Origin of the sequence: Streptomyces sp. NBC_01451 (assembly GCF_036227485.1) — a bacterium.
Lineage (GTDB): Bacteria > Actinomycetota > Actinomycetes > Streptomycetales > Streptomycetaceae > Streptomyces.
Genome location: NZ_CP109479.1, coordinates 238,116 through 264,764, shown reverse-complemented (window position 1 = coordinate 264,764; position 26,649 = coordinate 238,116). Strand labels below are relative to the sequence as shown.

The following is a 26,649-nucleotide window of genomic DNA, read 5'->3' as shown; positions in this document are numbered from 1 at the left end:
ACCTCCTACCACACTCCGTACAAAGTGGTATAGAAAGCGATATTGATCGCGAACACTGCGAACCCCGTCCTGGCGGCGATCTTGTTTGTCGTGGAGCAGAACTTGTTGTTGTCGCACTTGGTTCTGTCCGGCCCCCAAGCCTTGACCTTCATGGACACTACGCCCCAGCTCTTCGTGAAGGTGAACCGGAGTCTCTTGCCAGGGCCCTCGAAGTGCCCTTTCAAAGAGAGGAACTGGAAGTAGGTCGAGGTGAGTTTCTCCACCTTCACTGGGCCCAGCACCGGCTTGAGATTGCATCGCTCGCCCCGGTTGAGCGTGGCGCCACATCCCGTGAGTGGGAACACCCAGAAATTGGTGCTGATCCACTTGAAGACCGTCTTGGCGGAACTGAAGTAGCTACCAATGAGGTAGGAGTACGAGTATGAGTACGCGCCAGTCAGGTCCGTGCAGGAGACGGGGTTTCCGCGGCAGTACTCGTAGCTGTTGTCGTTGCCTCCGTAGACCGGGTCGGCTTGGAGGAAGCGGCCGGTGGCGGGGTCGTACAGTCGCACGCCCATGAGGGTGATCCCGCTGAGAGTCGAGCTGTCGCGTTGGTAGGTGCCCAGCCAGCCGTAAGCGGCCGAGACGGTGCCGTCGAGTGCGTTGCCGTACTCGTCGTAGTGCTGCACGGTCGGTGACACGGCGGTGTCCAACGGAAGCTGGACCGTGACATCTCCGTGCAGGTTGGCCAGCTGGAGAACCACGTTTCCGCTCGCCGTGCTGACGGCGCCGAGGCCACCGGTCGCGTCGGAGACGTTGCGGCTGACGGCACCGGCCGAGGACTTGCTCCAACTGGGGCTGTCGCATTCGCAGCCGTAGTGGTTGGTGACGGCGCCCGTTGTCGTCCAGGACCCGTCGGTCGCCTGGGACTGGTTCGTGGTCACGGCCAGTCGCCCTGCCCCGTCCAGAGACCAGGTCTTGCGGCTGGTGCCGACGGTCTCGCTCTGCACGAGGTCATTGACGAAGTACGTGAATGCACTGTCGCCGCTGGCCGTGGTGCGGCCGAATGCGTCGTATACGATTCCGTTGGCGATCATCCGGTCGGCACTGTCGTAGGAGTGCGAGACGGTGCCGGTCACAGCGTCGGCGCTGTCGCAGTCGTCGGTGGTGGTGGCCAGCGCCGTGCGGTTGCTGCTCACGTTGAGTGTGTAGGCGCGAGTGGTGCAACCGGTGGCGGTGGTGTCGGCGGCCTTGACGAGACGGCCTGCACCGTCGTAGCTGTAGGCCGTGTCGGTGGTGGAACCGTCGGTCTGGGTGTGGCCGGTCTGCTCACCGTGGATGGTGTACCGGGCGCTATCCGAGAGGACGGTGCTGCCCTGGGCGTCGGTGTAGGAGCGGTCGGTTTCGTTGCCCGAGGTGTCCGTGCTGATGGCGAGCGTGTAGCCGCCGGGCAGGGTCTGGGCGGTGAGAGTGCCGTCCGCGTTGTAGGAGGCGGTGAATGTCCCGGCGACCGAGTCCGTCAGGCCCGTGCGGTTCCCCGAAGTGTCGTACGAGAACGTTGTGCTGGACGGAACCGAGTCGGTGACCTTCACCGGCCGGTCAAGGACGTCGTAGGCGGTGGTGGTGATGTTGCCCGCACCGTCGTTGTAGGACGTCGGACGGCCCAGGGCGTCGTAGACATAGGCGATGGTCTGCCCGCCCGAGGTCCGTGTGGCCATCTGTCCGTTGGCCGTGTTGTAGGTGATCGTCGCCGAGGGCACGCTCTGTCCGATGCCTCCGGTGATGGACGTCGTGACCGGTCGTCCCGCGCTGTCCTTGGTGATCGTGGTCGTGCGGGTCTGTCCGTTGGCCGTGACGGACTTCGTGGCCAACTGGGTCCAGCGGTCGTAGGTGAAGACCGTGGTGACCGCTTCGCTCGGGTTGCTGCCACCGCCAGTGATGGTGGCGGCAGGAGTGGTCCGGCAGGCCAGGCCCACCCATTCGGGACGGCCTCCGCAGGTGCCCGTACCGTCGGCTGTGTAGTACTCGTACTGGATGGTCACCGCGTCCGAGCCACTGGAACCCGCAGTGCGGGTGGTCGCCACCTTCCCGTTGGTGCTGTAGGTCGTGACCATGCCGGTAGTGTCGTCGCCGCCGGTCGCCGTCGTCTGCCCCGTGGCCCAGTCGTAGCTGGCCGTCCGCGTGCGGATGTCGCCGTCGGTGGCATAGCCGTCGACGAAGGCACCGACCTTGGTGGTGGTGACCAGGTCGGATATCTCGGCGCCGGCGGGACGGTTCTCGTCGTAGGTGTACGACTTGTGGGTGCGGGCGGTGACGACCGTACCTGCGGGCAGGACGGTAGCACCGGCGAGATCTGTGGTCAGGGTGACCTCGTGGAGCGGGCCGTACTCGTGCAGCAGACGCTCACCGTCGGTGGAGTACACGGAGACGGCGGCGAGTTGCCGGGCCCGTTCGGCCGGCAGCAGGTCCGCCAGACCGAGAGATGCGAGCGTGTCCGCCGCGCCGCTCGCCGTGCCCAGGGAGAGCGCACGGTTCTCGGCCGTCAGCTCGGTGACCGTGTTCCCGAACTCGTCATAGCTGGTGGCTGTGAGGGCGCCTCCGGGGCTCGCGGTGTTGGTCTCCTCGCCGTTGGCGTTGATATAGGTGATCATCGCCTTGCCGTAGGCATCGGCGGCCAGGTCGACTCCACTGTGGGAGACCTGGGTCGAGCCGGGCGGAAAGACGGCTGTGGCGTCCGTCGGAGCCTCGTCCTGGGCCCAGGATCCCACCGTGTCGGTGTCCATCTTGTACGGTGCCTTGCTGCCGGACAGCGGTACGTCGTAGACGACACTGGTCACGGCGGTGCCGGAGACCTCGCTGTTCGATCCCTCGGTGAGCTCGGGGCGGGATGCCTGGAGCAGCATGCCCGCACCGGCCGCGGCGGCGCTGCCCGCGTTGCCGTAGGTGAAGGTCCACGCCGATTGACCGGGCTCGGTCAAAGTGGCGACCCGGCCGTCGGAGCCATAGGTGTACTCCGTCTTCAGCGCGGGACTGATCTGCGGATCCCATACACCGCGCAGGTACCCGGAGGCATCGTATGAGTAGGACGTCAGGGTTTCGGCGGTCGCGGCGGAGGCACCCGGGTTGGTGGCCCACAGCTTCACTGCCTTGACCTGGTCCGTGTAGTCGCCGAGCGCGCCGGAGGTGGCGGTGGTGGCCGTCGCGTAGACGAACTCCAGTACCCGGCAGCCCTTGGTGGAAGGTGTCGTCTGGCAGGTCGTCGCAGTCACCGCGCTCGTCGGTGAGACCACGTACCTCGGACGGGCCAGCTTCTTGCCTGCGACGTCCACTGTTGTCGAGAAGACGGTGACCGTCGAATCGTCGACCGCCGACGCGGACGAGTAGAGCGTCCACGTCGGCGAGGCGTCGTCGGCCTTGGCGAACACCGTGGTGTTGGAGCCGGTGTCGGTCAGCGTGTAGGTCTTCGTGCTCGTCGAGTAGGTCAGCGTCAGGGACTCGGCACCGATCTCCGGCTCCCAGCCGCCGCTACTCGTCTCCGTGAACGCGATCGCGCTGCCGTCACCGGCCAGAAGCTCGACAGAGGAGTCGGAGGTCTCGCGGATCTGCGTGTAGTCGCTCGACTCGGCGGTGACGGACGACGTCCACCCGGGACCGAAGATGGCCGCCTGGCCTTCGGTGTCGGCGTTGTTCGAGCGGGAGGAGAAGACCCGGCTCACCGACGCGTCGAACACTGAGGCGTCGGTGGCCGACAGGGTGAAGTCACCGGTCAGCTGGTTAACGGAACCTGGTCCCACCGGGGCACTGGGCGCGGTACCGGCATCGCGGTCGAGTGTGACCTCGACGGTCTGCGAATAGCCGGTGGTGGTGCTGTTGGTGAAGACGGCACGAAGCTCGATCACACCGTCCTCGGACAGCGAGTTGACGGTGTTCCACACCAGCTTGGTGGCGGTGCCGACCGGCCAGGCGGACACCGCGCTGCCGGAGGCGGTCACGTCGCCGATCGGCACGATGTGCCAGGAGTCCGTCTCACCGCGCCGGTACTGCCAGGTCACTCCCGTGTAGCTGAGGCCGTCGGCGGCGAGGGTCAGTCGGCGGGCGGTGGTGTCACCGTCTGCCGGGGACAGGATCCCGCCTCCGTCGGCGCTGACTCCGAACGAGTAGGCGGTGGTTGCCGTCGACAGGTTGCCACCGGCGTCGATCGTCCGCGCGTACAGCGTGTGCCAGCCGTCGGCCGGGTTGATGCTGATGGTCTGTGCGTCGCCGCCGGTGCCGTCGGTGGTGTCGAGTTTCTTGTTCGGCAGGGATGAGTCGTCCAGGCCCCACTGGAAGCCGGCACCGTCCGTGGACGTCGTGTTGAGCGTGCAGGACACCGCCGAACTCGCCTTGGCCGTCCAGCCGTTCTGTGCGTACGTGGCACACGAGACGGTCGCCGGCCCGGGCTTGTCCGTGTTCATGGTGAACGTGGTGTAGCCGGTCCAGGAGCCATAGTCCGTGCCGTCGTAGGCGCGCACACGGTAACGCAGGTGCTTGGCCGCCGGGAGCGCGCTGGCCGAGGGGACGGTCAGTTTCGCCGTCGATCCTGACGCCACTGACGCGGACGTGCCGGTGTAGGAGTACGTGGTGTCCGCGTACGTCGGGTCCGCCGTGATCTCGAACTGGCCCTTGGTGCTGGAGCCGTCGGGGTCGGTCACCTTCGCCGAGAGGGTAGGGGTCAGGGAAGTGACGTACCGGTAGCCGCTGTAGGCGTTGACCTGGGACGGCGCGATGGCCGTCGAACTCGGCTTCGCGGGGTAGGAGTTGTAGGTCACCGTCAGCTTCGGCGCGTAGCCGGTGGTCGTGTAGTTCGCGGAGCGGAAGCGGCGCCAGGTGGTGGAGTCGGTCTCGCTGGTGCCATAGACCATGAGGCCGTAGTTGGTGGCGCCGTCGGCCCAGGCCTGGACGATGGTGTCGATGTCCCAGTTGGACCACGCGGCCGGGCAGTCCGAGGAGTAGCCGCGCGGCACCAGGTTGTTCACCGCGCCGGTCCCGGACGACGACGGCCGGGTTTCCCACGTAAGAGAAGTGGACGACCAGGTGGAGGTGATGCGGCGGACGGTGGTGCCCGCTCCCTCTCTGGAGCAGGTCGAGGAGTAGTAGCTGTAGAGGGCGAAGTTGGTGTCGGTGATGTGCTTGCCAGCGAACTTCGACACGTCGAACTTCAGGTACGAACGCGCCTTGTCGGTACCGGCGTTGTAGGTGCCCGACTTCAGCTCCGTCGAGGAGACCTGGGAGTCGGGGTAGGTCGGGGTCTGGATCCACGTGTCGGTGGTGACCGCGAGGGTGGAGGTCGGGTCGACCGTCACCGGGTAGGTGAGGGCCGGGTCGGCGAGGAAGTCCGCGTCCGGGGTCAGGACCAGGGTCTGGGTGCCGTCCGACGCCGTCTCGACCTCGGTGGTCACCCGGGCCTGGTGATCGGATTCACCCGAGGAATCGTTTCTGCTGGAGTCCCACATCATCGGCGCCGGGGCCTCGGCGACCAGCCTGCCACCGTCGTCCTTGAGCAGCAGGTGGCCGGAGTCGGCCTGGGACAGCGTCAGTCCGTCCAGGTGCAGCGGGATCCGGTACGAGACCGCGCTGTCCGGGGCCTGGTCGAGGATCACGTTCTGGGAGAAGCCCTGCGCGAGCGCGCTGACCGTCAGGGTCTGGCCGTCCCCCAGGTCGTAGGAGGCGGTGTTGTCGGTGACCGTCGGGGTGGGGAGCTTGTCCTCCCAGCCCATCCCGAAGGACGTCTCCCCCTTCGACACCGAGGCCAGCGCCGTGTCCCCGCCGTTCGAGACGGTGATGTCGGCGACCGTGGCCTCCGGGGTGAGGCTGGCCCCGGTGTCGGACAGCGACGTGTCGATGTCCTTCCAGACGCCGTCCTGCCGTACCCGGACCGGGCCGGCGAACGTCTCCGTCTGCAGCTCGCCCGACGGCAGCGCGTACGTCGTCGAGTCCGCCGCCCGCTCCGACAGCACCTCGACCCTGCGGCCCTGCGACCGGGCCATCAGCAACGCCGCCGCCACCGAATCCGCCGACGACGCCAGCGGCTTCGTCTGGCCCGAGGCCGACGTCGTTTCGGCGGTCCCGGAGTCGGCGGCGAAGACCGCACCCGACTGCAGCGACACCAGCGCCGTCTCCGCCGCCAGCACTGCGGCAACCATCAGAGCGGTTCGTTTCAGCGAGCCGCCCGGCGGTCTCGCCCGCCCCCTTGAGCCCGGGACCCGTCTCCCCTTGAGCCTCAAAACCCACCCCTGTCATCACGCCGTGACGCCGAGTGCGCCACGGGTGACGCGATGAGATCACAGTAAGCTTAAGGTAAAAGATCACCCGCCTCTTACTGTGACCGAAAAGTGATCATGGGTCGCACTGGCGGACTTGACGTCGATGGCCGGCGTTGTGGCGACCGCGCCCGGCCGCCACCCTTCGATGGATTCACTTATCAACACATCGGGACATATCGGGAAATTAACCCGTTACGCGCGTGATGCCACTTCGCCTTTGCGGTGAAAGTCGTGATGCAGTTGTAATGGGGGGCAATCCGGATGCCGAGACTCCGCGGCCGAGTTGCATCTGCCTGAAGCCTTGGTAGACGGTGGGACAGCGCATCGGAGCACTTATTGCCCTTCGTGCTATTCGACACTGCGGAGACGGCGATCGGCTGGGAGTGGGCGAGGACGTTGGCGAACGCCTCGCCCTTGGCGGTGGTCCAAGTGTCGGAGCCGGACCACCAGCTCACCGCGAGTGGGATCATGTGGTCAGGGCGGTGGGGGTGCGTCGCCGCCAGCGGAAAGTGATTACGGCGCTAGTAGGACTCCGTTAGGTTGTTCTGGCTCTTGGGTTTGGGCTGGTGGCGGAGGTTCTGGGCAGGGGGCGGTGGCAGGTGGTGCAGGTGCCGGTCCAGCAGTTCAGGAGGTCCTGGATGGTGTCGAGGATCTGGTAGAGGGTGAGTCCGCTGTATCGGCTTTTGGGGCCAGGCGCTGTTCGGTGAGGAAGGCGTGGGCGGCGGTGACCAGGGTGACGTGGTGATGCCACCCTGCCCAGGAACGTCCTTCGAAGTGGTCCAGGCCGAGGCCGTGCTTGAGTTCGCGGTAGTCGTGCTCAATCTGCCAAGCACACTGCACCTATGAATGGGTATCAAGTAGGTGATGTGCCGGTAATCGGGCGTGAGGGGCTGTTGCGGCTGGTCGCGGTGGTCGAGCGGCTGCGGGCTCGGCAGGGTGAAGAGGAGAGCGAGTCGTCGTGGACGACGCAGGGGGCGGCTGCCCCAGAGCCTGGCCCGTCAGGGCCTGGGCGAGGAGGTGTGGGCGGGGCTGCCGGAGGTGAACCGGCTGCTGGTAGTGCGACGGCTGGCCGTGTTGGCGGGCCGGGCTCTGCCGAAGGCGGAAGCTGCACCGTCGCCGAGCGGTGAGGCGGACCGGTCATGACGGCGCTGATGCCGTGGGAGCGGTCGGGGAGCAAGGTGAGCGACCGGCAGCTGACCAGGCTCGCGGTCGTGTATGTGCGGCAGTCGAGCATGCAACAGGTTACGGATCACCAGGAGTCGACCCGGTTGCAGTACGCGCTGGTGGACAGGGCGACCTCGCTGGGCTGGCCCGCCTCGCGGGTGGTGGTGATCGATGAGGACCTGGGCCGTTCCGGGGCAAGTACGGTCGGACGCTCGGGGTTCCAGCGCCTGGTCACCGAGATCGGGCTGGATCATGTCGGGCTGGTACTGGGCATCGAGATGTCCCGCCTGGCACGATCGGGGAAGGACTGGTACCAACTCATCGAGTTGTGCGCCCTGTCCGGTGCGCTGCTGGCGGACACCGACGGGGTCTATGACCCGGCGGAGCACAATGACCGGTTGCTGCTGGGGCTGAAGGGGACGATGGCCGAGGCCGAACTCCATCTGATCAAGCAGCGCATGCAGGCCGGGCGGGTGAACAAGGCCCGCCGCGGAGACCTGGCAGTGCCGCTGCCGATCGGCTATGTGCGCCGACCGTCCGGCGAGGCAGTTCTCGACCCGGATGAGCAGGCACAGACCGTGGTGCGGCTGGTGTTCAGCAAGTTCGCCGAGCTCGGCACCCTGCATGCGGTGCTGCGCTGGCTGGTCGAGCACGGGATCGAACTGCCCGTCCGGTTGCGCAGGGGCCCCGACAAGGGCGAGCTGGAGTGGCGGCGGCCGAACCGGATGACGCTGCAGTGCATGCTGCACAGTCCGGTCTATGCCGGGATCTACGCCTACGGGCGCCGCAGGGTCGAGCACCGCAGGCAGCAACCGGGGCGCCCCTCCACCGGCAGGGTGGTGCGCGGTGAGGACGAGTGGCTGGTGTTCATCCCCGACGCGCTGCCCGCCTACCTCACCATCGAGCAGTACCGGGCCAACCTGGCCCGGCTCGCGGCCAACGCCGCCCGGGCCGAGACCCCCGGCACGGTCCGCGGCGGCCCCGCGCTGCTGGCCGGGCTGGTGCGGTGCGGCCGCTGCGGCAAGCGCATGACCGTGCGCTACCACCAGCACGCGGGCAGCACCCGCCCCGACTACGTGTGTGCCCGGCAGATGACCGACTACGGCTCCGGGGAGCGCTGCCAGGCACTGAACGGGGCCTGCGTGAATGCCTTCGTCACCGCTCTTGTCCTGGCCGCGCTGGCCCCGGCCGCGCTGGAGGTCTCCTTACGCGCGGCCGAGCAGGTCCTGGCCGAGCGGGCCGAGCTGGAGAGAATCTGGTCCCAGCGGCTGGAACGCGCCGCGATCAACGCCGACCGGGCCCGGCGCTGTTACCGCCTCGCTGAGCCCGAGAACCGCCTGGTCGTAAGGCAGTTGGAAAAGGACTGGGAGCAGGTCCTTGCCGCCCAGCAGACCCTGCAGGAGGAGTACGACCGCTTCACACTCACCCGTCCAGGCACCCTCACCGCCGCCGAGCAGCAGGCCATCACCGCGCTGGCCGACGACATCAAGGGCCTGTGGAGTGCTGCGACGACCACAGCCCTCGACCGCAAAGAGATCATCCGCGCGGTCGTGGAGCAGGTCACCGTCACCGTGCTGGGCACGAGCGAACGGGTCACCGTCACCATCACCTGGGCCGGCGGGAGGACAACCACGGGCGAGACCGCCCGCCCCGTCGCCCTCCTGCAACAGCTCAGCTACTTCCCGCAGATCAAGGAACGTGTCCTCGAGCTGGCCGCGCAGGGACACCGCGCCGAGGCGATCGCCCGGCGCCTGCACGCGGAGGGCTTCCGCCCGGCCCGCGGACGCGGAGACCGGATCAGCGCCAGCGCGGTCAAGGAGATCCTGCGCGAACTCGGCTGCCTGTCGCCACCCGCCCGCACCCGACTGGCCCCGCCACCCGGCGAGGCACCCGGTCACGATGAGTGGTGGCTGGAAGACCTCGCCACCGAACTCGACATGCCCGCAGTCACCCTCTATTCGTGGATCTACCGCGGCTGGGTGAACGCCCGCAAGGAGTCCCGGCGCCCCTACCGGTGGATCCTCCACGCCGGACCCACCGAACTCGCCGAACTCCGCGAGCGACGCACCCGCCCGCCCGGCTGGTACACCCGACTCCGCTGGACCGACACCGAGCCCCGAATCCCGGCCGAAGACGACGATCAAACAGCCAGTTCCCATTTATGAGTGCACTGTGGTTGACACATCTCGATGCGTCAGCGGATCTTGGCCAGGCGGACCAGTTCGGCCACCGGGGTGCCGGCGGGCAGGTTCGACAGCCAGTAGTCGGTGGGTGCTTCGGCGTCTTCGGGCCATTCGGCCAGCAGCGTGACCTCGGGCAGGACACCGTCCCACGAGCCCTCCTGCGCGGTGGCGGCGGCCTGGGCCAGACGGCGGGCCCTGACTCCGGCCGGCCGCACCCGCAGTGCCAGGAAGCGTGAGCGCATCGGTCCGCGGGAGCCTTCCCGCCAGGTGACCTCGGTGAACGCCTCGCGCCCGTGACCAGCGGCCAGAACGGACACGGAGGACGGCTTGTCCCGGTAGCGGGGCTGCGGCTTGCGGCCGTTGCCCGACCACGGCGGCGTGACCGGCTCGGCGTCGCAGCAGTGGACGGTGACATCCGAACGGACTGCCACGACATAGCCGATGCCCCGGCTGTCCAGGCCGTCGCGGAAGTCGGCGTTCTGCCCGTAGCCGGCGTCGGCCACCACCACCGGCGGCACCAGACCCCACCCGGCCAGCTCATCGAGGGTGTCCAGGGCCAGGCGCCACTTCTCCCGGTGCCCGACCTCATCGGGCACCTGACAGCGACGCCGGCGTTCGGTATCGCTGTCCCACTCCTTCGGCAGGAACAGCCGCCACTGAAGCGGGACGGAGGCGGTATCGGTGACCGCGTGCACGCTGACCGCCACCTGACAGTTCGCCTGTTTGCCCAGGGCCCCGCAGTACTGATGGGCCACGGCGACCGACATCTTCCCGTCCTTGGGAAACGACACGTCGTCGATGGCCCAGGCATCCGGGCCGATCAGCGGCACCATCCGCTGCGCGATCCGCCGCCGCACCGGCACCGGATCCCAGGTCGACTGGTTCACGAACTGCTGCAGGTTCTGCTCGTTGCCGTCCGGCAGCCGCGCAGCCATGGCCTGGATGGACTTGCGGCGGCCGTCCACCATCAGTCCCCGCAGATAACAGTCACCCTTGGCCCGCTGGTCCTTCCGCGGCACCGAAGAGAACACATCAGCCACGAACAACGCCAACTTCGCCCGAGCACGGTTCACTTCATGTGCGTCCACACACCCACCATGCCGCTGAACACCACCGACAGAAAGACCTAACGGAGTCCTACTAGTACGTGCGGTGATGCGGGAAGGGCTGCTGACAGATAGGCGCTCTACGTCATACTCCCTGGCCGTCCGTAACGTACACGGGCGACAATCGCTCGCATGATCGAGTCCTCAGGTGGTCCGTCCACCTTCCGTGACCTGTCCGCCCTCGTCGCCTGTCCCCGCGTCAACTCCCTTGCCCTGTCCGTCGATGGCACTCGTCTCGTCGCCGCCGTGCAGTCGTTGTCGGGGGACGGGACGCGGTTCGTGTCCGGTCTGTGGGAGATCGATCCGGCAGGGGAGCGCGACGCGCTGCGGCTGACCCGGTCCGACAAGGGTGAGTCGGGGCCGGTGTTCGGTCCGGACGGGACGCTGTACTTCCTGTCCGGACGAGCCGCTGCGGACGGCGAGGAGGACGAGGGCCCCGGGCTGTGGGCGCTGCCGCCGCGCGGGGAGGCCGTCGTCGTGGCCCGGCACCCGGGCGGGATCGCCGCGGTCACCGTCGCCCGTAACTCCGGTGCGCTGTGCCATACCGCGGGGCTGCTGCCGGGTGCCGCCGACGCCGAGGCGCACGGCAGGCTGTACGCGGCGCGAAAGGACGCGAAGGTCACCGCGATCTTGTATGAGGCCGGGCCGACCCGTGCCTGGGACCACGACCTCGGCCCGGCGGAGCCGCACACCTTTGTCTGTGCCGGTGTTGACGGGGAGCCGGTCGTCGCCGGTGGGCAGGGGATCGGTCTGGAGGATCCGGGGGATGCGGCGTTGTCGCCGGACGGCACACGGGTGGCGTACCGCCGGTTCGTGCCCGGGCGGGTCCCGGACGAACATCGCACCATCGTGGTGGTGGCCGACGCGGCGAGCGGTGAGGAGATCCACGTCGTCGGCGATCTGGAGCATCTCTACGAGGCACCACGGTTCACCCACGACGGCTCGTCCCTCGTGTGCTCCCGGATGCGCTACCCGACGTACGACGATCCCTGGGAAGCGACTCTCGTCCGGATCGACCTGGCCGACGGCGCGGTGCGGGACCTGCTGCCCGGGTTCGACAACTGGCCCGTCGACGTGGCCTGTTCACCGGTGGACGACACGCTCTTCTTCACGTCCGACGAGCAGGGGCACGCGCCCGTCTTCCGGCGTGACCCGGACGGTGGCATCACACGTCTCACCGCTTCGGGTGCGTACGGGTCGCTGGCCGTGGCCCCCGACGGGCGGACGCTCTACGCCCTGCGCCACGCGGTCGACGCGCCGCCGACGCCCGTCCGGATCGACGCCGACATCGTCGACCAGACCCCGGCCGGGCTGCCCGCCCCGGGTGGCGTCGGGAAGCTGCCCGGCACGCTCACCGAGGTGCACGCTGAGGCGGACGACGGGTTCGTGCTGCGCGGCTGGCTCGTGCTGCCCGAGGGCGCGTCCGCCCAGCGGCCCGCACCGCTGCTCGTCGCTGTCCATGGCGGACCGCAGTTCAGCTGGAACGGCTGGACCTGGCGGTGGAACCCGTGGCCGTTCGCCGCGCGCGGCTATGCGGTGCTGCTGCCGGATCCGGCTCTGTCGACCGGCTACGGGCAGATCAACCACCGGCGCGGCTGGGGGCAGTGGGGCGGGCGCCCCTACACGGATGTGATCGCGTTGACCGACGCGACCGAGGCCCGCGACGACATCGATGCCTCACGTACGGCGCTCGCCGGCGGCTCGTACGGCGGATACATGGCGAACCGGGTCGCCACCCGCACGGACCGGTTCAAGGCGATCATCAGCCATGCAGGTCTGTGGGACCTGCGGATGTTCCAGGGCGACACCGATGTGCCCTGGTACTTCCAGCGGATCTTCGGCGACCCGCTGACCCGCCCCGAGCGGTACGAAGCCGACTCGCCGCACCTGGACGTCGCGAAGATCCGCACCCCGATGCTGGTCATCCACGGTGCCAAGGACTACCGCGTGCCCGTCGGGCAGGGCGCCACGCTCTTCCAGGAACTGCAGCGGCACGAAGTCCCCGCGAAGTACCTCTACTTCCCCGACGAGAACCACTGGATCCTCAAGCCGAACCACACGCGCCTGTGGTACGAGACATTCCTCAACTTCCTCGACCACCACGTCCTCGGCACCGAATGGCAGCAGCCCAGCCTGCTGTAACCCGGCCGAGCCCAGCAGCCATTGCTCAACCGACTTGTCAGGGCCCGGTGAGGATGTCGTGGGTGCCGGTGCGTCGCCAGATGATGTGCTGCGCGCCTTCTCTGAACTACGGGTGGACGAGCGCCGACACGCTCCTGCATATGGTTGACAATGAGTGCATGGATGTCCCTGAGCTGCTCGAATCAGCCTTCCTGTTGGTCCCGGAAGAGACTGCCACCGACAACGACATCACGGTGCGAGACATCTGGGACTACCTCGCCCATGACGAGTGGGAGATCGCTCTGGGCCTGCTGGAGGAACTCGGGGACGGTCGCTCGATCCCTCTGGCGTTTTGGGAGAAGCTCGCCGAGGCGGCTGAGCAGCTCCGGCTTGAGCGGAGCGCGGCCTGGTGCCATTGGCGGTGCTCCGAGATCCGCAATGGCGTGATCCGAGCAGATCTGAAGCTCCGCCCGGCTGGCGAGGGCCGACGCACGACAGTAATCTCCGGCGCCGGGGTTCTGCGACCCATGTGGGACATCGGAGACCTCTCGCCCACAGGTGAACGTGCGGTCAGCATCGCCGCGCTCTGGGTTGAGAGCATGCCCGTTCTGGAGCCCGGCGGGCAGGCTGCGGTTCGCCTCGTGCCCCTCACTCCCGCCCATTGGACGCACGTCCAACCCGGCCAGCAGATCACGATGCACGAGGACCGAACCGTGGCCGGGACCGCAGTCGTTCTGGAGGTTTATCGCCCTGCAGCCGTGCCCGGAGAGTGACGTGGCCGGGCACTCGCGGCAGGGCGCCGACAGATGTCCACCCCAAAGCTCCAGGGCGGCTACTTGGTGACTTCGTTGGTGCGCGCGCGTCGACCGGACGGGTGACGCGAATGGCTGGCCGTCGGATGCACTCCACCTCGACCGCCCCTGCCGGCTCCCTTCCCGGGAAAACCGGCGGGGTTGGTTCGAGGCTCCTCAGTCCTGGCCGGCGTCCTGGGTGATCCGGCCGATGATGGCTGCGGCCTGCTCTGGGTGCCTCTCCAACCATGTGGCGAGGTATTCCCGTACGGCCTCGGCGACGCTGGCGCGCACTGCGGCGCCGCCCAGCACGCCGCGTTTGGAGCCCGAGAACTCGGGCCGGTCCAGCTTCACCGACACGACCGCCGTCAGGCCGTCGCTGATCTGGTCGACGTTGAGATCGGGGGCGGGGGCTGTTTCCGTCAGGAGCCGCCGCTCCCGCACGTGCGCGTTGACCGCGGCCGCCACTCCCTCGCGGAATCCTGCCGTGTGCGTGCCGCCGTAGGGTGTGGGCTCGCTGTTGGCGTAGCTCTTGAGCCGCTCGTCGTGGGAGCTACGCCAGCGCAGGGCCACCTCGACCGTCCCGGCGAGCCGAGGGTCCTCCCGCTCGAAGCCGATGACGTCCGGGTGAACGGGTGCTCCCGCCTGCTCGTCGAGGAAGGCTACGAAGTCCCTGGCCCCGCCCGGGAACCGGCACCGCACCGATCGGGAGGCGCCCGGGGTGCGTTCGTCGGTCAGCGAGATGTCCAGACCCCGGTTGAGGAAAGCCAGTTCCCTGAAGCGCTCGGCCAGCACGTCGAAGGAGCACTCCGTCGTCTCGAAGATGTCGGTGTCGGGCCAGAAGGCGATGATGGTCCCGCTTCTGGTCGCCGGTCCTGCGCTGGTGGGTGAGGTGAGTGCGACGCCGCGCGCGTACTCCTGGACCCAGTGGACCCCCTCGCGCCGCACCTCGGCTGTCAGGCGGCTCGACAGGGCGTTGGTGACGCAGGGCCCAACGCCGAAGAGGCTCATGGCCACAGCGCGGCGGCCGCCTGGCTCCTCCCCGGGGTGCATTTGGGTCAGTAGGGTTTCGAGGCCGGGACCGCCGGGGTCCCCGGCGGCCTCGACGGGGACCCCCGGCCCGTCGTCGGCGACACGTACGCCACCGTCGGGTGTGAGCGTGACGTCGACGGCGCTGGCGCGGCCGGCCAGGACTTCGTTCACCGCCCGGCCGACGACATCGAACACCGTCTGGTGCAGGCCGCGTTCGCTTGTCGAGCCGATGTACATCCCCGGCCGCTTCCGAATGGCTTCCCGCCCCTCCAGTATCTGGATGTGGCTGGCGTCGTATGGGTTGGCGGCGTCAGGGGCTGGCGACGGTCGTCCACCGCGCGGTTCACCTGTCGAAGCACTGCTCCCGGGTGCGGAACGCCTGCACCAGGCGCCAGATCCCCAGCCCCCACCCCGCCAGGCCGGCCCCGAGCAGTAGCCCCGCCACCTGCGGGCCCCCTCGGTGGTGCCCACCGAGGCGATCGCCACCGGCACCCCGAAGGCTGTGCCCACCGCCCCGACTCCCAGCCAGCTGCCCGCTTGTCGCAGGCGTCGCGCGCCATCGGTGCGGTGCTCCCGCGCGAACCCGCCCAACTGCTTGGCCGCTTCCGTACGCCTCGTCGGATCCCCTCCCGGTTGTGACCACCGCGAACCGTGCCCCCGCCGCCGATCGCGACGATCGGGGTGTCGCACGGCTCGGCTGCACCGTTTCCATAGGTACCCAGCTGTTCGTCCGGTCGGCGAGGGTTGCCTGGGACGCGGTAATCGGCGACCACTCGTGCATGCCCGGCCGCAGTCTCATCTCGTGCCTGACAGCACGTCACTCCGTACGTCGTACGAGGGGAGTTCCCATGTCGTCCTTGAAAGCGCCCTCGGTGAAAGCGTTGTCCGCGGAACTGGCCGTGCTGCGGCCCCGCATGGACGCCGTCAGCCTGTCCATCCACGCGCGTCCCGAGCTGAAGTTCGCCGAGTTCCACGCCCGGCAGGTGCTGACCCGCTGGCTCGCCGAGGAGGGCTTCGTGGTGACCGTGCCCGCGGGCGGCCTCGACACCGCTTTCGTGGCCCTGCACGCGGGCAGCCGCCCGGGGCCTTGCGTCGCCGTGCTCGCGGAGTACGACGCGCTGCCCGGTGTCGGCCACGGCTGCGGTCACAACCTCATCGCGGCCGGCGGGGTGGCGGCGGCCCTGGCCGTCGTACGGGCGCTGCCCGCGCATCCGGGCACGGTCGCCGTGATCGGCACCCCGGGTGAGGAGATGGGCGGCGCGGGCAAGGTGCGTCTGGCCGATGCGGGGGTCTTCGACGGGGTGGACGCGGCGGTGATGTTCCATCCGGGGGACCGTTGGCTGGCCGGTCGGCCCGGGCTCGCGGCGGCGCACCTGCGGGTCGCGTTCACCGGGGTGAGCGCGCACGCATCGGTCTCGCCGTGGCAGGGGCGCAGCGCGCTGGCCGCCGCCCAGTTGTTCCTCAACGCCCTTGATGCGCTGCGGCAGTTCGTTCCGCCGAGTGCCCGGCTGCACGGCATCGTCGTCGACGGCGGTCAGGCGCCCAACGTGGTCCCCGCGCGGGCCGCGGTCGATCTGTACGTCCGGGACCGTACGGCCGCGTCGGCCGAGGCCCTGGTGGAACGGGTGCGGGCCGCCGCGGCGGGGGCCGCGCTCGCCACGCAGACCCAGGTAGAGGTCTCCGAGACCGGGCCCCTGTACGCGGAGCGGCGCAACAACGCCATTCTCGCGGAGCGGTTCGCCGACGCGGTACGGACGCTCGGCGTGGACATAGGGCCCTACGACCCCGACAGCCCCGCCGGGTCCTCCGACATCGGCAACCTCTCGCAGCTGATGCCGGTCATCCACCCCTACGTCCAGATCGCCGACCCCGGTACACCCGCCCACTCGGATTCGATGCGAGAAGCCGCGGCGACGCCCCTGGCTCACGATCGCACGCAGGTCGCCGCGACCGCGCTCGCCGACGTCGTCGCCGCACTCCTCACGGAACCGGAGGTACTCGTCGCCGCGCGGGCCGAATTCGAGGGGGTGGCGGCGTGAGGCCGCCGTACACTCCCGCCCATGTCGGTTGTGATCGTGCTGGAAGGCGCCGCCTGCGACCGGTTCACGGTCACCGTGTCCCCACTCGCCGAACTGGCCGCCAGCCTGCACGTGCTCACCGGACACGCCCACCACACCGAGCACGCCGACTGGGCCCGGCGGACCACCTCTGCCGCGCCGGCCGCCTTCAGGGCTGGACTCGGACGGTTCGCCCCGCTGTGGACGGCGCTGCGCTGGCGGGGGTTCTATCCAGGGCTTCCCACACCGCCGGCGGAGCTCGCGGTGGACCGGTTCGCCGAGCTCATGGCGTACACCTGCGTCAGCGGCTACCGGGCCTACCGCTTCGGCAGGGTGCTCCACGACCAGGCACAGGCGCGTGCGCTGCGCCAGGCCGCGTCCGCGCTGCCGGATCCGCACTCTGCCCTCGCCGAGGACCTGCTGCGCGACCCGCAGGCCCTACGCGCCGACCTCCTCGGCTTCCTCGACCTGTGCCGCCGCGTCTACTTCGACGAGCTGTGGACGCATACCGAGCCCGTCCTGTCCCGGGCCGCACACCAGATGCGCCGACGGCTCGCGGACGAGGGACCCGAGGCGGCCCTCCTCTCGCTCAGCCCGTCCAGCGCCCGCCTGGACAGCCCCGCCAGGGTCGTCCTCGACAAGGTGCACCACGCGGTGGTCAGCCCCGCCCGTACACCGCTGCTGCTGATCCCTACCTGGTACGGCGCCCCGCACCTGCTGGTGAAGGACGAGCCCGGACTGCCCCCCGTCGTGCACTTTCCCGTCGACGCCCCTCAGATCGGCGTCACCCTGGCGCGCAGCCGCATGCTGGCACTCACCGATCCGCGTCGGATACGCCTGTGCCGCCTCATTGCACGTCAGGCGATGACCACCGCCGACCTGGCGGACCGGCTGTCGATGACCCGCCCGCAGGTTGCGCGGCATCTGCGCACCCTGCGCGACCTGGGCCTCGTCCAGGTGGAGCGCCACGGCCGCTATGTGCACTACGGGCTCGACCTCACCGCCGTCGAACGCATCGGACAGGACGTGGCAACGGCCCTGCAGTACTGAGCAAGGCAAGGAGGTGGTCCGCATGACAGGCCGTTACCCGATCGTCCGCCACCGCGAGCTGCGGCCCCGGTGGCGGTTGAGCGCGTGGCGCGAGCGGCGCCATCCGCTGATCGCCGGGCCCGGTCAGGTTCTCGTGCACGTCGTCGACGGAACGTACACGACCGAGACGGCCGATCCCGCGCGGTGCACCGCCCTGACCCTGGTCGATGTCTGCCCCGACAGGCGTGTGTCCGCCCGCTGGGAGGTGACGGCGTCCGGCAGTGACTGGGACTTCCCCGTCACGGTGACCTTCCGCTGCACGGTCGTCGACCCCATCGAGATCGCCCGCAGCCGGTGGGACGTGCAGTTCGTCCTCGCCCAGGACCACAGACCATGGAGCCTGATGCGGACACACCCCGTGGGCGACGAGGACGGCCTGCGCCTGGCCCTGACCGCATTGCTCCAAGCGCGACCGGCCCACCAGGACATTGATGGGTTGCGCGTCGAGCTCGCGGAGGTGAGTGTGGGGCCGGCCCGGTTCGTGGTCGCCGACGAGGCGTAGAGCATCGAGGTGACCGCCGGACGCGTACGAAACCGCCGTCTGGCGGCACGATTCCGGGAAACGATCTCCAGTGAGCCGGGAAGCAATCTTCAAGCGACCGCGGCGCCCCACGTCAGAGGCATTCGTGAACACCCCTATCTGCGGGACACGGATCTCAAGGGCCTGATCAAGGAGTGAACCGCCCCGGTTCGAATGGAGACTCGATTCCCGCGAGACGCTGCGGAACTGGGTGAAGCAGCACGAGATCGATACGGGGACACGTCCGGGGACGACGACGGAGGAGTCCGCCCAGCTCAAGGCGTTGAAGAAGGAGAACACCAACAAGCTGCTCCGGCAGTACCTCCCCAAAGGCACAAACCTGTCGGCGTTCAGCCAGGACGACCTCGACGCCATCGCGACGAAGCTCAACAACCGTCCGCGCAAGTGCCTGGGATTCCGCACCCCGGCCGAGAGCGTTGCCTTGACCGGTTGAATCTAAGGCGAGTTTCTTCGCGGCCGAGCTCGACCGGCCACACACACGCTCGTAGCGTTCATCGACGAGCACCGGGACCGCTTCGGCGGCGTCGAGCCGATCTGCAGGACGCTCACCGAGCACGACTGCAAGATCGCCCCTTCCACCTTCTACGCCCACAAAAAACGCCTCGACGCTCCCTCCGCCCGTTCCGTGCGCGACGAGGAACTCAAAGAGCGCATCCAGGAGGTCCGCACGTCCAACTACCGCGTCTACGGGGCGCGGAAGATCTGGCGCGAACTGAACCGGCAGGGACATGACGTGGCCCGCTGCACCGTCGAGCGCCTCATGCGCGAACTCGGCATCACCGGCGCAGTCCGCGGCAAGAAGGTGATCACCACGCTGCCCGGCGGGCAGGCCGGACGGGCGCCGGACCTGCTGGACCGCGACTTCGTCGCCAAGGCCCCGAACCGCTGCTGGGTCGCGGACTTCACCCACGTGAAGACCTGGGCCGGAGCCGGCTACGTCGCCTTCGTCGCGGACACGTTCTCCCGCCGGATCGTCGGCTGGTCCGCGGCCACCATGAAGGAAACGGTCTTCGTCCTGGACGCCCTGCAGATGGCCGTGTGGCAACGTGACCGCGACCAACACCCAGTTCAGCCAGGCGAGTTGATCCACCACTCGGATGCCGGGTCTCAATATACGAGTTTCCGGCTCGCCGGGCACCTGGACGCCGCCGGCATCGCCGCCTCGATCGGATCGGTCGGCGACGCCTACGACAAGCACTTGTCATCACACTGCTCCTCTTCTCCTATCGGGTTCACTTTGAGGTCGTTGTTGCTGGTCGGCGGTGGTCGAGGCGTACACCTTGCTGGATGCGGGGCGGATTGGGCCCCGGGTGGGGGTAGAGACAGGCGTTTTTGTCGTTGTACTTCTCGCCCTCGAGCAGTCCGGCCCGGTGCCACTTCCAGACGGTGGGAACGCTGACGCCGAGGAGTTCGGCGAGTTCGTGGGCGGTCAGCAGGCCACGGTCCCGCAGCCGGTCGAAGCGGCTGGTGAGCTGGTAGTCCTGGCGGATGTCGCGGACCAGGAGCCGGTGGAAGGACATTCCCTTGCCGCTGGTCAGGCCGCGCTGGTTGAGGATGTTGGCGATCTCCGCGTCGGTGTGGTCCTCGAGGAGGGTGTCGATGGCGGCGACGACGGGCTTCGGGGTCTGCCACAGTTTCCCGCCGCCCAGCGGGAGGGGCAGGTCGAGGGTGTGGTGGCGGCCACCGGACAGCCGGACCTGGGCGGTGATCCGCACGGCCTTGGTGAGGGTGACGTCCGTGATGAGCAGGCGGGCGATGCGTTTGCGTTCCCGCATCGGGGTGCCCGGATCGTGCCAGAGCCGGTGCACGTCACCGGCGAGGTGGGCCAGTTTCTCCCGCAGTGCCTCGTTGACGGGTTCGGCTTCAGTGCGGGCGTGTTCGATGTCCTTGCGGGCCACGGCGACCTCGCGCAGGGCCGCGTTCCAGTCCGCTTCCAGGCTGTCGGCGACCAGACGGTTGTCGGGATCGACCGCGAGATAGCGTCGTTTGGCCAGGTCGGCGCGGTGCTGAGCGCGTTGGAGGTGGGTGGATCGGAGCCGGTCGGTCTCGGCGGCCTGGGCGGCAAGGCGGTCGGTGACCTTCAGGGCGGCCTCGACAGCGAGCGGGGTTAGCTCCTCCAACAGCAGGGTGGCGACGGCCTGTTCGACGCCGGGACCGGGGATGCGCTGGCAGACCGTGCCGCCGTTTTGGATGGCGTGGGTCATGCACCGGTAGTCGGAGACCTCGCGGCCTTGGCGCAGGTGATAGGCGATGGTCATGCGCCGGCCGCAGCGGCCGCAGATCACCAGGCCCTGCAGCAGCGCGGGCCCTTCCCGCGGTGCGGTCGCGGTCCGCTCCAGGCCGCGGGAGGCGGCCTGCGCGGCGAGTGTGGTCTGGTTCGACTCCCACCGGGCGAAGGTCACATAGCCCTCGTGGTGGTCTTGGATGAGGGTGTCCCACTGCTCGCGCGGCAGCAGCCGGATGTGGGTCCTGCCGTCCGCACTGCGCTCGACTTTGCGTCGTCCGTAGCAGAACGCCCCTGCATAGAGAGGGTTGTGGAGGACATTGAGGACCTGCCAGTGCTTGAGCGGGCCCCAGACCAGCTCGCCCTTGCGGGGACCGGTGCGGATACGCGAGGGGAAAGTGAGACGGTCTGCGGCGAAGGCTTTGACGACCTGGCGGGCCGAGCCGGTGGCCGCGAAGAGGTCCACAACGTGCTCGACGACGGCCCGCACCGAAGCATCGGGATCCTTGACGATCCGGTCGGCATAGTCGTGGACATAGCCGACCGGCAGGCCCTGCTTCAGCTCGCCGCGGCGGGCCTTGGCCAGCTGTCCGCCCCGCAACCGGGCTGCCAGCAGGTGGAGTTCGGCCTCCGACATGGTGCCCTTCAGGCCCAGCACGAGCCGGTCGTTGAAGGTCCGCGGATCGTATAGTCCGTCCTCGTCCAGGATCAGCGTCCCGGACAGCGCACAGATCTCCAGCAGCCGGTGCCAGTCGGTGTTGTTCCTGGCCAGGCGGGACACCTCGAGCCCGAGGACGATCCCGGCATGCCCCATGGAGACCTCGGCGACCAGGTGCTGGAAGCCGTCCCGGCCCGCCGTCGAGGCCCCGGAGCGGCCCTGATCGGAGTCGATCACGATGATCTGGGAGTCCTCCCAGCCCAGCGCGACGGCCCGGCCGCGAAGAGCGTACTGACGCTGGGTGGACTCGCTGTTGTTGACGACCTGCTTGAGCGAGGACTGGCGCACATACAGATACGCGTCCCGCCGCAGATGCTCCGCCGTGACCTTCCCGCTCTGCTCGATGCTCACCGCGCCCTCCTCGCCGCGTCGCTGTGGTCATCCGCTGCGACAGCCTCCGGCCGCCGTCCACGCCATGCGCGCCAGCACCTCCACCAACTCGCCCGCCACCGCGGCCGGCGCCGGCGGCCGATGCCGAACGGCCTGCGACGACACGGGGATTGGGGCGACTGCCTTGATCCAGGCGGCCATGCCGGAGCGGGCCAGCACCGCCCAGCCGTGCCGGGATCCCCCATCGACACCGCCGAGGACCGCGGCCCGCAGGTCCTCATACCGCTGGGCCATTTCGGCCTGGCCTGCCCGGGACACCGCCTCACCAGCAGTGATGGGCTTCCTCCGCAGAGCGTGGCTCGCGCCGCCTGGCCAGGGCTTTCTCCACCGACCGCGGATGAACTGTGATCCCGAACCGTTCCAAGACCGCTTCCGCCAGCCGGGCCGGCCGCAACGAGGCATCGCCGGACCGGAGTTGTTCGATGAACTCCATGACCTCCTCGGTGAGCTTGCGCGGTCCCTTCGGGCCGGGCTTGCCCGGCACCAGCGCGGCCGGCCCGCCCGCGTCCAGCGCGGCGGCGATCACATAGAAGGTCTGCCGGCAGAACCCGAAGGCCGCAGCGGCTTGCGCCACGGGCACCTTGTCCACCCTCACCCGCCGCACCATCTCGTACTTGACCTGCACCACATCGTCCGGATCCAGGAACGGACACGACGTGAAGTCCTCGTCGGTCACCGCGTTGGGCCGCGGATTGAGCGCCCGGAACTCCTTCAGTGCCGCCTTCTTGCCTGCCGGCTGGCTCATCGCGCCTCCCCGTCGATCCCGATGTCACCAGAATCAGACCGCCCACCACCGGGGCCAAGAGCGCGAAGGCCGAGCAGAGAAGCGGAAGAAGCAGGTCACGGACCGTCCCGAGCCTCCGCACGCCCCCAGTGGCACCTGCGAGCTTCCCCGGCAGCGGCCTCAATCCCACGACGATCACGGCGTCATCTCCCCGACACCGATCAGGCCGCCAGAGAGCAGCCCGGCCACCAGATCCGCCAACTCGACCAGATCCCCGGTCCGATACGGACAACCACCGCTGGCCGCCGCGACAAACGTATCCACCGGCGCCATATCGGTCCACTCCAGCGGGAACGAACACCTGCGGCCCTGCCCGTCCAGGACCAACACCACATCCCCGCGCCACGAGTTGAGCCGCTCGAGGAACTCGAAAGCCTCACCGCCCCTGGGATGAAACGGATGGATCAACCGCACGCATCCATCGTCAACGCGGGGAACGAGCGCATTCGACGGTGAATGCCAATGCCCTGATGGAGAGCACGATCGGCCTGTTCAAGACCGAGCTGATCAAGCCCCGACGGCCCTGGAAGTCGCTCTCCCAGGTCGAGTTGGCCACCGCAGAGTGGGTCGACTGGTACAACCACCGCCGGCTCCACGGTGAGATAGGGCACGTTCCGCCCGTCGAGTACGAAACCAACCACTACAGGGAATCCACGAAACCCCAGGCCACAACCATAATCTGAGATCTCTATCGAACCCGGAACGGTTCATTCTGCGCCGGCGGAGACATCCGTACGATCCGCGAGCACAGCCTCGCCGGGGACGCCGGGGCCAGTGAACGGTTCTTCGCCTCCGAGTACCGGCTCAACGCCCGGATCGCCGAGTATCCCGTGCCGGTCGTGTCGCTGATCGACGGCCTGTGCATGGGCGGCGGTCTCGGTCTGTCCGTCCACGGCGGCTTCCGCGTCGTCACCGAGCGCGCGGTGCTGGCGATGCCGGAGACCGGGATCGGGTTCTTCCCGGACGTCGGGGCCAGCTACTTCCTGCCGAGGCTGCCCGGCGCGATCGGCATGTATCTGGGACTGACCGGGCACCGGCTCGACGCGGCCGACGCGCTGTACGCGGGGCTGGCCACGCACTTCGTCCCCGCCGACGGGCTCGACGCGGTCGGGGACGCACTGGCCGACAACCCCGGCGACCCGGTGGACGTCGTACTGAAACGCCTCGCCGGCCGTTCCCCGGTGACGGGCGGCGGGCTGGCGGCGGCACGCGGGGACGTGGACTGGGCGTTCGGCGCGCCGACCCTCGGTGAGATCGAGAAACGCCTGCGCCGCCTCGACACCCCCTGGGCGGCAGCCGCGTCGGCCGCACTGGAGTCCGCCTCACCGCAGAGCCTGGAGATCACCCACGCCCTGCTGGCCCGGGGCAGGCAGTACACGCTGCGCGAGTGCCTCGCCGCCGAACTGCTCCTCACGCGCACGACCATCCGTACGCCGGACTTCCTGGAGGGCGTCCGCGCGGCCCTGGTCGACAAGGACCGCACCCCCAACTGGCGACGTGCGTCGCTCGGCGGACGGCCGCCGCTGCCCTGAGCGTGTCCGCCCCCGCATACGCGCCGGTCCGATCGCGACCGTGGAGCACGGTCAGAGCGTCGCGAACCCCAGCACGATCGGCGCCACGGCAACGAGCATGATGACGGTCGGGGTGCCGACTCCCTTCATGTCGCCTGCACGGAGGTGCGTTATCACGGCGCCCAGGAAGTACAGGACGACCCCGATCGCCGCCGCGATGCCCAACGGCCGGTAGACGATGCCGGAGACCAGCCCCAGAGCGCCCGCGATCTTGACGAGGCCGAGCGGCAGGAACCAGCTGTCGGGCACCCCGACCGCCTTGAGCTGCTCCGTGACCTTCGGGTCGCGGGTGATGTCGGAACGGGCACTGGAGACCAGCAGCAGGGACAGTGCGACGGCGAGGACGACATAGGCGATGAACACGGAGAACTCCGGAGGGAGAGAAGGGGACGGTCGATCGGTCGAGGAATCCAGGACGGCAGGCGATGAGCCGTGGTCATGTGACCGCCTCGTGTCCGGGGCATCGCTGTGGGCACGGGCGAGGCGATCCAGGTGATGCCGGGTGTGAGCGGCCCAGTCGTTCCCACCGGTTCGGAATCGGGCGTTGTGGCGGTGGCGCTGTCACCGGGTAAGACGAAAGGCCCCGTACCGGGACCTCGGCGGAGCGCTGCCGAGGGAAACGCGGAGTCGGTCAGGCCTCGCTCCTGCGCCGGTGGTACTCAGGCCGGGCGTAGCGGGAGGGAGTTGACCGGAGTCACGCCGGGCCGGGATCATCCGGATTCACCCCCCTCGGACGTGGAAGACATGTCACTGACTGAAGCGAGCGGTCGTGCTGCTCGGCATCCAGCAGTGCCAGGGCGTTGCGGATGCCCTGTTCGAGGAGTTGGTCGGCGAGTCGCCGGTCGGTCAGGGCACGGGAGAGTTGCAGGGTCCCGGCCATCATGCCTAGGAGGCTGAGTGACTTCAGACGCGCCGACGGCGGGTCATGGGGTGCCAGGCGTGCGGCGAAGCCGTCGATGAGGACCAGAGCGCCGTCGGTGTACGCCTGCCGGGTGGGATCCGTGGAGCGTGCGATCTCGTCGAGCAGGGCGGCGTTGGGGCAGCCGTCGTCGATGCTGTCACGATGCCCGGTGGAGAAGTACCAGCGCACGACCTCTTCGAGTCCGGCCCGGCCGGGTGCCGCCTGCGCGACGATGTTTTCGTGCTGCGCGCGCAACTGGTCGGCCACCGTGGTGGCGACGAGTTCCTCCTTGGACGTGAAGTAGGCGTAGAAGGTGCCGTTGGTCAGGCCCGCGTCCTTCATGAGCGTCGCGACTCCGAAGCCGTCGATGCCGTCGAGCTTGAGCCGGCGGCCGGCCGTCGTGATGATCCGCTGCCTTGTCTCCTGCTTGTGCTCTTTCGCGTACCGCATGGTGTGCTCTTCCGTCGCAGCCGGGGCCTGCGCCCCGGCTGCCGTGCTGGTCGGGTCAGTGGGCCGCGCCTGCGAGGAGAGCGGGGAGGTTGATCCTGGCGGTCTGCAGCTTCGGGTCGTGGGGCGCGGGGACCCCGCCGTCGGTGATGTACAGCCGGTCGCCGCGGACCGCGGTCGCGGAGGGCGAGGCGAGACCGTCCGCGCTGGTCAGGACGGGCTTGTAGGTGCCGTTGGGGTAGATGACCACGACCCTGTCCGGACCGTTGTTCGAGGAGGAGCCGTTCTGCGCCGCGAACACCACATCGGACCAGGGGGTCAGGAAGCTGAGATCGTCGATGTTGGGCAGGCCGCCCGTGACCTGGCGGATGTGACCGGCCGTGCCGGTGGCGGTGACCGGTACCCGCAGCAGTGTGCCCTTGTTGAAGTTGCTGACCCACAGCGCGCCGTTGTGGAACCTGAGCCCGTTGGCTCCGATCGGCAGGGTTTCGGTGGGCACCGGCGCGAGAGCGGCGTCGGTCAGCCACGGGGTCGCCGATCCGCCCGAGACGGGAACGGACCAGATGATGCCCTTGAGGCTGTCGGCGATGTAGAGGGTGCGTCCGGCCGGGTCGACGGCCAGCCCGTTGGGGCCCGAGTCGGCGGGCAGGGCGGCGATGCGCTGAGGGGTACCGTCCGGAAGCAGGTTGTACACGCCGTTGCGGGCCGCGTTGCCCGGTGCCCACACGCTGTAGTAGACGGTGCCGTCACTGCCACGGGTGTTGCCGCTGATCGCCTCGCCCACCTGCCCGGTGGCGAGCACCGTGCGCTCTCCGGACGGGGAGATACTCATCAACTGCGGCCCGTGGGTGCGCTCGCACACCGCGCAACTGCCGAGCATCGACAGCGTCACCGAGCCGTCGGGGTTGGCGGTGATGTTCTCGGGGATCTCGCCTGCGGCGAAGTCGAACTCCGCCACGGTCCGTATGTCGGTGACAAAGGATCCGCGATACGAGGGTCTTGTCCCTGCGGACGCGGACGGCGCCGAGACCAGGACGGCCGCGGTCGCGGTGACCGCCAGCGCGATGCCGACGTTCCTCTTCAGAAATCGCCGTGTGCTCGATGCACTGCGCCGGACCGTGTGCCGGCGGTGTTGCTGCATGACTCTCCTCGGTGAATCAACGAGTGACTGATCGATGGACCTTCGAGTACATCGGAGGCGTTCGGGCGGAATCAGCGCCCCTGAAGCCGGACCTGGATGCCATCGGCG

General features: G+C 68.8%; 15 protein-coding genes and 6 pseudogenes. 10 read left to right on the top strand and 11 right to left on the bottom strand.

Features of this window, described 5'->3' with window-relative positions; translation table 11 throughout:
* Nucleotides 1–5 precede the first annotated feature (5 nt).
* Nucleotides 6–6,161 carry a DNRLRE domain-containing protein gene (locus tag OG595_RS01185; protein ID WP_329266873.1) on the bottom strand — a complete coding sequence of 2,052 codons (6,156 nt, stop codon included), beginning with the start codon at nucleotides 6,159–6,161 and terminating at the stop codon, nucleotides 6–8.
* Nucleotides 6,162–6,905: 744 nt separating this feature from the next.
* Nucleotides 6,906–7,109, bottom strand: a pseudogene (locus OG595_RS01180) (IS701 family transposase); the annotation flags it as partial.
* A gap of 311 nt (nucleotides 7,110–7,420) precedes the next feature.
* Between OG595_RS01180 and OG595_RS01175 the strand changes: the two are divergent.
* Nucleotides 7,421–9,610 carry a recombinase family protein gene (locus tag OG595_RS01175; RefSeq protein WP_329266871.1) on the top strand — a complete coding sequence of 730 codons (2,190 nt, stop codon included), beginning with the start codon at nucleotides 7,421–7,423 and terminating at the stop codon, nucleotides 9,608–9,610.
* 32 nt (nucleotides 9,611–9,642) lie between these two features.
* Here the strand turns inward: OG595_RS01175 and OG595_RS01170 are convergent.
* Nucleotides 9,643–10,716 (bottom strand): annotated as a pseudogene (locus tag OG595_RS01170) (IS701 family transposase); the annotation flags it as partial.
* 150 nt (nucleotides 10,717–10,866) lie between these two features.
* Here OG595_RS01170 and OG595_RS01165 point away from each other — a divergent pair.
* Together OG595_RS01165 and OG595_RS01160 are read left to right on the top strand one after the other, a co-directional pair.
* Complete coding sequence (locus OG595_RS01165; protein ID WP_329266869.1) at nucleotides 10,867–12,876, top strand: S9 family peptidase; 2,010 nt, start codon at nucleotides 10,867–10,869, stop codon at nucleotides 12,874–12,876.
* 140 nt (nucleotides 12,877–13,016) lie between these two features.
* The gene (locus tag OG595_RS01160) at nucleotides 13,017–13,628 is read left to right on the top strand and encodes a hypothetical protein (protein WP_329266868.1); all 612 of its coding nucleotides are present in this window, start codon (nucleotides 13,017–13,019) and stop codon (nucleotides 13,626–13,628) included.
* Between the two features lie 195 nt (nucleotides 13,629–13,823).
* On the opposite strand, the gene OG595_RS01155 is transcribed toward OG595_RS01160, so the two are convergent.
* Complete coding sequence (locus OG595_RS01155) at nucleotides 13,824–14,915, bottom strand: DNA gyrase subunit B (protein ID WP_329266866.1); 1,092 nt, start codon at nucleotides 14,913–14,915, stop codon at nucleotides 13,824–13,826.
* 611 nt (nucleotides 14,916–15,526) lie between these two features.
* Between OG595_RS01155 and OG595_RS01150 the strand changes: the two genes are divergently transcribed.
* The 5 genes and pseudogenes from OG595_RS01150 to OG595_RS01130 all read left to right on the top strand — a co-directional run.
* Nucleotides 15,527–16,717 (top strand): M20 family metallopeptidase, encoded by a 1,191-nt coding sequence (locus OG595_RS01150; protein ID WP_329266864.1) that lies wholly within the window; start codon nucleotides 15,527–15,529, stop codon nucleotides 16,715–16,717.
* 21 nt (nucleotides 16,718–16,738) lie between these two features.
* Complete coding sequence (locus OG595_RS01145; RefSeq protein WP_329266863.1) at nucleotides 16,739–17,785, top strand: ArsR/SmtB family transcription factor; 1,047 nt, start codon at nucleotides 16,739–16,741, stop codon at nucleotides 17,783–17,785.
* 22 nt (nucleotides 17,786–17,807) lie between these two features.
* Nucleotides 17,808–18,326: a hypothetical protein gene (locus OG595_RS01140; protein WP_329266862.1), complete on the top strand. Its 519-nt coding sequence runs from the start codon at nucleotides 17,808–17,810 to the stop codon at nucleotides 18,324–18,326.
* A 310-nt stretch (nucleotides 18,327–18,636) separates the two neighbouring features.
* Nucleotides 18,637–18,798, top strand: a pseudogene (locus tag OG595_RS01135) (transposase); the annotation flags it as partial.
* A gap of 48 nt (nucleotides 18,799–18,846) precedes the next feature.
* Nucleotides 18,847–19,545: pseudogene (locus tag OG595_RS01130) on the top strand (IS3 family transposase); the annotation flags it as partial.
* Nucleotides 19,546–19,597: 52 nt separating this feature from the next.
* On the opposite strand, the gene OG595_RS01125 reads toward OG595_RS01130, so the two are convergent.
* The 4 genes from OG595_RS01125 to OG595_RS01110 form a co-directional block, all read right to left on the bottom strand.
* Nucleotides 19,598–21,658, bottom strand: coding sequence for a recombinase family protein (locus OG595_RS01125; RefSeq protein WP_329266860.1), 2,061 nt, complete (start codon nucleotides 21,656–21,658; stop codon nucleotides 19,598–19,600).
* A gap of 27 nt (nucleotides 21,659–21,685) precedes the next feature.
* Entirely contained in the window at nucleotides 21,686–21,931 is a 246-nt protein-coding gene (locus OG595_RS01120) for a hypothetical protein (RefSeq protein WP_329266859.1), read from the bottom strand.
* Nucleotides 21,932–21,959: 28 nt separating this feature from the next.
* Nucleotides 21,960–22,442, bottom strand: coding sequence for a helix-turn-helix domain-containing protein (locus OG595_RS01115; RefSeq protein ID WP_329266857.1), 483 nt, complete (start codon nucleotides 22,440–22,442; stop codon nucleotides 21,960–21,962).
* Nucleotides 22,443–22,616: 174 nt separating this feature from the next.
* A complete protein-coding gene (locus OG595_RS01110) occupies nucleotides 22,617–22,895 on the bottom strand; it encodes a DUF5372 family protein (RefSeq protein WP_329266855.1) in 279 nt (92 codons plus the stop codon).
* Nucleotides 22,896–22,942: 47 nt separating this feature from the next.
* Here OG595_RS01110 and OG595_RS01105 point away from each other — a divergent pair.
* Together OG595_RS01105 and OG595_RS01100 are read left to right on the top strand one after the other, a co-directional pair.
* Nucleotides 22,943–23,164 (top strand): annotated as a pseudogene (locus OG595_RS01105) (integrase core domain-containing protein); the annotation flags it as partial.
* 30 nt (nucleotides 23,165–23,194) lie between these two features.
* Nucleotides 23,195–24,013: pseudogene (locus OG595_RS01100) on the top strand (enoyl-CoA hydratase/isomerase family protein); the annotation flags it as partial.
* Nucleotides 24,014–24,064: 51 nt separating this feature from the next.
* Here OG595_RS01100 and OG595_RS01095 read toward each other — a convergent pair.
* The 3 genes from OG595_RS01095 to OG595_RS01085 form a co-directional block, all read right to left on the bottom strand.
* Entirely contained in the window at nucleotides 24,065–24,415 is a 351-nt protein-coding gene (locus tag OG595_RS01095) for a DoxX family protein (RefSeq protein ID WP_329266851.1), read from the bottom strand.
* A gap of 331 nt (nucleotides 24,416–24,746) precedes the next feature.
* Entirely contained in the window at nucleotides 24,747–25,403 is a 657-nt protein-coding gene (locus tag OG595_RS01090) for a TetR/AcrR family transcriptional regulator (RefSeq protein ID WP_329266849.1), read from the bottom strand.
* 55 nt (nucleotides 25,404–25,458) lie between these two features.
* Nucleotides 25,459–26,358: an SMP-30/gluconolactonase/LRE family protein gene (locus OG595_RS01085; protein ID WP_329266847.1), complete on the bottom strand. Its 900-nt coding sequence runs from the start codon at nucleotides 26,356–26,358 to the stop codon at nucleotides 25,459–25,461.
* Nucleotides 26,359–26,649 lie beyond the last annotated feature (291 nt).

Coding starts and splice junctions, on each gene's coding strand:
- OG595_RS01185 (WP_329266873.1), bottom strand. CDS start 6,161: ATGGTTGCCGCAGTGCTGGCGGCGGAGACGGCGCTGGTGTCGCTGCAG.
- OG595_RS01175 (WP_329266871.1), top strand. CDS start 7,421: ATGACGGCGCTGATGCCGTGGGAGCGGTCGGGGAGCAAGGTGAGCGAC.
- OG595_RS01165 (WP_329266869.1), top strand. CDS start 10,867: ATGATCGAGTCCTCAGGTGGTCCGTCCACCTTCCGTGACCTGTCCGCC.
- OG595_RS01160 (WP_329266868.1), top strand. CDS start 13,017: ATGGTTGACAATGAGTGCATGGATGTCCCTGAGCTGCTCGAATCAGCC.
- OG595_RS01155 (WP_329266866.1), bottom strand. CDS start 14,915: ATGTACATCGGCTCGACAAGCGAACGCGGCCTGCACCAGACGGTGTTC.
- OG595_RS01150 (WP_329266864.1), top strand. CDS start 15,527: ATGTCGTCCTTGAAAGCGCCCTCGGTGAAAGCGTTGTCCGCGGAACTG.
- OG595_RS01145 (WP_329266863.1), top strand. CDS start 16,739: ATGTCGGTTGTGATCGTGCTGGAAGGCGCCGCCTGCGACCGGTTCACG.
- OG595_RS01140 (WP_329266862.1), top strand. CDS start 17,808: ATGACAGGCCGTTACCCGATCGTCCGCCACCGCGAGCTGCGGCCCCGG.
- OG595_RS01120 (WP_329266859.1), bottom strand. CDS start 21,931: ATGGCCCAGCGGTATGAGGACCTGCGGGCCGCGGTCCTCGGCGGTGTC.
- OG595_RS01115 (WP_329266857.1), bottom strand. CDS start 22,442: ATGAGCCAGCCGGCAGGCAAGAAGGCGGCACTGAAGGAGTTCCGGGCG.
- OG595_RS01090 (WP_329266849.1), bottom strand. CDS start 25,403: ATGCGGTACGCGAAAGAGCACAAGCAGGAGACAAGGCAGCGGATCATC.